The organism is Sulfobacillus sp. TH-112 (assembly GCF_057473405.1).
On sequence record NZ_JBYCKN010000041.1, the window covers coordinates 1 to 6,156 of the forward strand.

The 6,156-nt window shown below is 51.2% G+C and carries 6 protein-coding genes; all 6 read right to left on the reverse strand.

Going from position 1 to position 6,156, the window contains the following annotated elements; all coding sequences use genetic code 11:
• Positions 1 to 132: 132 nt before the first annotated feature.
• Positions 133 to 1,227 (reverse strand): hypothetical protein, encoded by a 1,095-nt coding sequence (locus ACOJWD_RS02695; protein WP_486991682.1) that lies wholly within the window; start codon positions 1,225 to 1,227, stop codon positions 133 to 135.
• Positions 1,228 to 1,426: 199 nt separating this feature from the next.
• Complete coding sequence (locus ACOJWD_RS02700; protein ID WP_486991683.1) at positions 1,427 to 2,059, reverse strand: HutD/Ves family protein; 633 nt, start codon at positions 2,057 to 2,059, stop codon at positions 1,427 to 1,429.
• A gap of 420 nt (positions 2,060 to 2,479) precedes the next feature.
• Positions 2,480 to 3,175, reverse strand: coding sequence for a response regulator (locus ACOJWD_RS02705; protein ID WP_486991684.1), 696 nt, complete (start codon positions 3,173 to 3,175; stop codon positions 2,480 to 2,482).
• A 5-nt stretch (positions 3,176 to 3,180) separates the two neighbouring features.
• Positions 3,181 to 4,818: a DUF4118 domain-containing protein gene (locus ACOJWD_RS02710; RefSeq protein ID WP_486991685.1), complete on the reverse strand. Its 1,638-nt coding sequence runs from the start codon at positions 4,816 to 4,818 to the stop codon at positions 3,181 to 3,183.
• A 31-nt stretch (positions 4,819 to 4,849) separates the two neighbouring features.
• Positions 4,850 to 5,443 carry a potassium-transporting ATPase subunit KdpC gene (gene kdpC / locus ACOJWD_RS02715; RefSeq protein ID WP_486991686.1) on the reverse strand — a complete coding sequence of 198 codons (594 nt, stop codon included), beginning with the start codon at positions 5,441 to 5,443 and terminating at the stop codon, positions 4,850 to 4,852.
• Positions 5,444 to 5,457: 14 nt separating this feature from the next.
• A partial coding sequence (locus tag ACOJWD_RS02720) for an HAD-IC family P-type ATPase (RefSeq protein ID WP_486991687.1) occupies positions 5,458 to 6,156 on the reverse strand: 699 nt, incomplete at its 5' end.

A 6,156-nucleotide genomic window follows, 5' to 3' on the forward strand; every position in this document is an offset into this window, starting at 1 on the left:
AGGGCCACAACCTGGTGCTCTAACCAACTGAGCTACATCCACCATATTATTGTTGGGTGACATCACATATTCGCAATGCACGAATCGAAGAACGCTATCTACTATAGCATGCGAAACGCAACTATGCAATCACTAATCGACATCTTGTTGTTGGTTGACGACCGCTCTAAGCGGTATTTTGGAATCACTGGTTGACGAGCCTGTCGCTGGTCTTTGCATACCTAGCGGCATCAGGATTCCCACACCGATATACAACAACACTAAAGCTCCTGATTGTGGATCTGTTCCCAGCCCTCCTAACACTCCAAAGTCCTGAGCGAGCCACCAAGTGAGAAGGGTCCAAATGACCGCTACCCAAAGTGCCCAACGCTTTTTCAGTATCATTCCCAGCCCGGCGACTAGCATCACCACGATACACAAAAGGTTAACCGAAACAGCATGATGATCCATAAATCGCGCAGTCATGTAAAGCGGTGTGGAAAAGATTTGAGGTTGCGCCATTTGAGCCATGTTCAGCGTCACCTGAGATAGTGCCGAACCCGTCCAATACCCTTCCCACGGCAGCAGTTGAAAGATTGACATCGCTAGCCATAATCCGCCTATGCCATTCCATATCCAGTGTCTGACCCGGCCCGACTCCCAACGCTCAATAGGCACCAAAAGAAATATGGCTCCGACAATATAAAACACCACAGAGCCCGGCGCTCCATTAAACCAGCTCCCGTATCCCTGCACCAGCATTTGCGCCAATGCTTCGCCGAGTATCCACACCACCAGACCCCACGCAATGGACAGCTTCAGTACGGCGCGTTCAAATTTGGCGTTTCCTGGGAATAGAATAAAGATACCCAATAACATTTGCAGTATGGCCACCAGCGAATCGGATAAAATGGGGTGTGAAGCCCATCTTACAATGCCCCATTCGAGAAGCTGACTGTACCAAAATGGTTGGCCATTCAACAAAGGGACCAATCCACCGGGAACAAAGTCCGAGCTCATGGCGGGTTGCAACTGCAAAAGTCCGTCCAATAGCCAAAGCGCCCCGAGTCCATAACGGAAATAATTACGAACACGATTGGTGGGACTTTTCGGCAGCGATTGCCAACGTCGCCACACCCCTAACTTCCACAAAATGAGTGCCAATAGCACAAGAATAATCACTTCCGCTCCTACCATCCCATAAAAACGGTGCAAAATCGCTGGAGTGGGATTATTGCTCATGTCCATTCGCATCACGCCCTTTGTATCAATTGAAAAATAGTATACACCCTCTAGAGGCTCTCCATCTTGAATTCGGAGCATGCATAAATTTCGGGGTATTGTGAAGGATTAACGACGACCTCGAAGTAGGATCAGCAGTCATTGACCTATCGGGGTATGATGGCATACTTACGGGTGAGGCTCCGATGCGTTTGGCGCAACCCCGCTATAGCTGGTGATATTTTTCGCGAATCAATATTTCAATGACCGTAACGTCATCCCAATGCGCCTCTTGGAGGGGTCTCACACCATATTCTATGGGTGATTTAGGATCGTCATGATGAAACACAATAAGTTCTCTCGGCTTTACCACTTGGCACGCCCCTTGCACCACAAATTCTAGAGCGGCATTCCACACGTAAAACATCTGCCATTGAGGCATCTCCTCCTGCCACGGGTCGGCAAGTCGAGCCGCTAATTCAGAGACGGTTCGACGCTTCATCTCCCCCACATAGGGCGATTGCAGCATCAGATTAAGATCCACACCTTCGCCAAAACTCTTTGTCCTCCATGAGCCACTAAAGGCATCTTGGTCGAAGGGAGAGAGTGCCGTTTGGTAATGCCCTTGATGCTCGAGAACCATATGACCCTCAAGCATCATCAATATCCGATCTACCCCAGAAAGAGGCGTGAATTCTGACGTGCCCGCTATGATGGTCGCGATGCTTACCCGCCATCCAAACGTTAAGTCACGATAACTGGATTGCGGCGGATAGATGGCGAGTTGAGTGGTGGTCCCTCCGGCCCATGGGATAATCACGGCATCACCGGGACGACACACGGTACCCGTTCGACGCATCAAAATCACCTCCCTACAGTTGTCCCATTATACCGCAGACCCGATTCCGAGAGGGACGTGTCGCACGTGTGTCCCGATCCACGGCCACACTGCTCTAGAAAACTTGTTTCCGCTAATCATCTCTCGAGCTGGCAAGGTATCCCCATCCTGCGAAATCGTTTCTATAAACGGTATCCCAAGAGAGAAACTCGAACGCTCGGTGCTTACGACCTCATCCGCACTTGACATTCAAGATGCGGACTCTTCTACGGCTGGGTATCGCAACATGGCAACAATGCATATCTCATACTATGCCTAGGTTCCATGAAGAGAAGGCTTTCACCTCCATCCACGCCACCGCGTGAGACGATGTCATACCATGGAACTACACACCGTACGAGCTGAAAGACGCCGTTGACTCTTCTCGCCGCCTTCAACCGTTCATGCGGATGAAGAGTGCCCCACCATGCGATAGCCAATGCCCTGCTCGGTTAATATCAGAGTTGGGCGTCCCGGATCTGTCTCCAGCTTCTTACGCAAGTGCCCAATATAGATCCTGAGATAGTGCTGCGCCTCGATGTCTTCTTCAGAATAGCCCCAGACTTGCATGAGCAGTTGAGATCGCGTCACAACGCGTCCTACATTAATACTGAGTACCCGCAATATATCGTACTCAATCGGAGTAAGTTTCACTGCCTCTCCGTCTCGGGTTACGGTACGCTCAGGAAGATCAATGGTCACATGGTCAAATTCCAAAACAGGAAGGTCTGGTGCCCCATTGACGCGACGCAACGACGCGCGAATGCGTGCCAAAAGTTCCCCCGTGCTAAAAGGCTTGGTGACATAGTCGTCAGCCCCCATATCAAAAGCGTGAACCTTTTCGGTTTCCTCATTTTGAACGGTCAGCATGATAATCGGCACGTGTGACCAGCGACGAATCTCTTCAAGAATGGCGGTACCTCTCATGTCGGGCAAGCCTAAGTCCAACAGCACCAAGTCCGGCAACGCGGTGCGCGCCGTGTCGATGGCCTCCATACCATTAGACGCGGTAATACATTCATATCCTTGAGCTTTCATTGTGACTTCCAGCAATCGGACAATCTGAGGCTCATCATCCACAATAAGAATTTTTGTCATATCTCTTACTCTCTTCCCCCCAAAACCTCTTGTCCATCCCACCACAATGAAATGTGAGTGCCTTCGGGACGATGAGGATGAATGTCAATATGCCCCTTTAAAATGTCAATGATATTTTTCGAAATGGCTAGCCCAAGACCGGTGCCGGGAATGTGCCGGCTGCTCGGGCCGCGATAAAACTTATCGAACGCATGGGCCCGATCATAGTCGTTCATGCCGATACCAAAATCTATGATGGAAAGTCGTAAGGTATCCTTTTCAAAGCTCGTCTCCACAATGATGCGCGTCGTAGGTGGGGAATACTTTTCGGCATTACTGATAATATTGACTAAGACTTGCTCCAGCAACACAGGATCGGACGAGATTAAAGGAAGGTTCTCTGGTACGACTACCTCCACCGATCGGGAGCCCAAGGTATCTTCCAATTGATGCAGCGCAATCCCAATCACCTCACCCACATCAACCTCTTGCCAATTAGGGCGAATGGCTCCGCTTTCAATCTTGACCATCCCTAATAAATTGGTGATGAGCCGGCGCATCCGCGCCGCCCCTTCACGGATGGCGGACAAAAGCGCTTTCTCATCCTCAGCACTCAGCACCATAGTCTCATCTATTAACGCCGTGACAGATCCCGTGACGGTGGCCAGTGGTGTCATCAACTCATGAGAAATGGAATCGAGGAGAGCGGTGCGGAGCCGCTCTGACTCGAGCGAAAGAGCCGCCAAACGAGCTTTCTCAGCGGCCTTATGTTGAAAGAGGGCTAATGCCGTCAGTTCAGCTAACGACTGTAATAACTGAATGGACTCATCATCGAGGGTCAATAGTCGGCCGATCTGACCGATACAAAGAACGCCTTGAACGTCTCCTTCGGCCTTTAATGGAAGATAGATTAATTCCGGTGTATGGTGATTGCCAAAAGACGTCCCCGACCCATGAGTCTTGACCCATCGGATAATCGCTTGGTTGACATCGGACGGCTCATCGGATGAACTAATCATTGTCATCGCATCCGGTGCCGCCTCCATCACCGCAATGGTTGCCTCGGTATTTAAGACCACCTTAATTTGCACCGCCAGTTCTTGCAACATCGAGTGCAATTCGCTATGCGAGGACATTTGGCGCGTCACCCGAAACAATGTCTGAGCCTGAGATTCGCGACGCAATGCGGCCTGATATTGCTGGCGTAATGACGAAGCGAGCGCCGTGGTGACTGTTCCCACTAAAAGAAACACCACAAATGAAATCACATATTGCACATTACTGACCGCAAAGCTGAAAATGGGCGGCACAAAGAGAAAGTCGAATAGCAAAATAGACAAGCCGGCACTATAAAAAGAAGGCCACATGCCCCACGCCACAGCACTCACCAACACCGGCAAAATATAGAGAAGAGCGATGTTGACCGTACCCACCACCAGGCGCAGTTCCCAAAAGACCGCGCTCAACACTACAATCATCGCGGTGGTCAAGAAATAGGCGCGTCCACTGCTGCGCCCCTCGGCCTGGGCTACCAGCAGTGGAAGTCGCCTTAACCAATTCTCGCGAGCAGACGCCTTATAGGGAACAACGCGCCATTTCATCCCCTGCGGTATCGAGCCTTTCGGGCTCCTCCGTGGCCACCGATCCTTCTTTTGGGACGCCATGTCCGCGCCCTCCCTTACCCGATCTCGAATTTCAGTGTAGCAGATCGGCACGATGGCGTTGCAGTTGGGCCAAAGCCAGGTTCAGCTCCACCACATTGATGCGGGTGACACCAATCACGCCCACGAGAGGATGCAAGGTCTGCCGCTTAATAAGACGATCTAACACGCTCTCCGAAAGACCGGTCGCATGCGCTACCCGCGGCACCTGAATTAAGGCCCCTTGCACGGTAATATCGGGGTCTAATCCCGAACCCGAACTTTCCACCATGCTGGCGGGAATCTGTTGCACTGTGAGACCGGGATCGTTGACCAACAAGTGATGAATCCGCGTTTTAATGTGCTCAATCAGTAGCTTATTCGTTGGTCCGAGATTGCTAGGCCCAGAATCCAAGGGATTATAAGGTGGCGTGGTTGCTGACGGCCTCCCCCAAAACTGATCGTTTTTCGTAAAGTTTTGACCAATATGGAGGGCAGCTACCGCACGCCCATCCGAGCGAACCACGCTTCCATTGGCTTGCCAGGGAAAAGTTATTTGACTAATGCCGGTCATCGCCAGCGGAAAAATGAGACCGACCAATAGCCACAACCCGATGGTCACACCGATAATGGGGCGAAGAATTTTCATGTCTCTCTCCTCCTTTATGCCAGTCCAAAAATCCCAAGAATGCGGTCAATTCCCCAGATTCCCACGAAGGGGATAATGACCCCAAGGACACCCCAGTTGAAAATATTTCGGGCCAACATCCGATCCGCATTTTCCGCCCGATATTTCACTCCCCGAATGGCAAAGGGAATGAGTGCCGGGATAATAATGGCGTTAAAAATGAGCGCCGAAAGGATGGCTCCGTGAGGCGTCTTCAGATGCATGATGTTGAGCGCCTCTAGCACATGGAGCGCGGGAACCGCCGCAAACATCGCCGGAATAATAGCAAAGTATTTAGCCACGTCGTTGGCAATAGAAAAGGTGGTAAGAGACCCCCGAGTAATTAAAAGCTGCTTTCCAATCATCACCACATCCAACAGCTTGGTGGGATTGGATTCTAAGTCAATCATATTCCCGGCTTCTTTGGCCGCCATGGTGCCTGTATTCATAGCCAGACCCACATCCGCTTGAGCAAGCGCAGGCGCATCGTTGGTACCATCCCCGGTCATGGCCACCAATCGTCCACTGGCTTGTTGATCGCGAATCAGCGCGATTTTGTCCTCGGGTTTGGCTTCGGCGATAAAGTCATCCACACCAGCTTCTCGCGCGATCACCTCTGCCGTGATTCGGTTATCGCCGGTCGCCATAACGGTGCGAATACCCATCGCCCGAAACTCTTCAAAACGCTCTTTTAG

What these genes read in the sequence shown, in the direction of transcription:
- ACOJWD_RS02695 (WP_486991682.1), bottom strand. Translation starts at nt 1,227, where the DNA reads ATGGACATGAGCAATAATCCCACTCCAGCGATTTTGCACCGTTTTTAT.
- ACOJWD_RS02700 (WP_486991683.1), bottom strand. Translation starts at nt 2,059, where the DNA reads ATGCGTCGAACGGGTACCGTGTGTCGTCCCGGTGATGCCGTGATTATC.
- ACOJWD_RS02705 (WP_486991684.1), bottom strand. Translation starts at nt 3,175, where the DNA reads ATGACAAAAATTCTTATTGTGGATGATGAGCCTCAGATTGTCCGATTG.
- ACOJWD_RS02710 (WP_486991685.1), bottom strand. Translation starts at nt 4,818, where the DNA reads ATGGCGTCCCAAAAGAAGGATCGGTGGCCACGGAGGAGCCCGAAAGGC.
- kdpC (WP_486991686.1), bottom strand. Translation starts at nt 5,443, where the DNA reads ATGAAAATTCTTCGCCCCATTATCGGTGTGACCATCGGGTTGTGGCTA.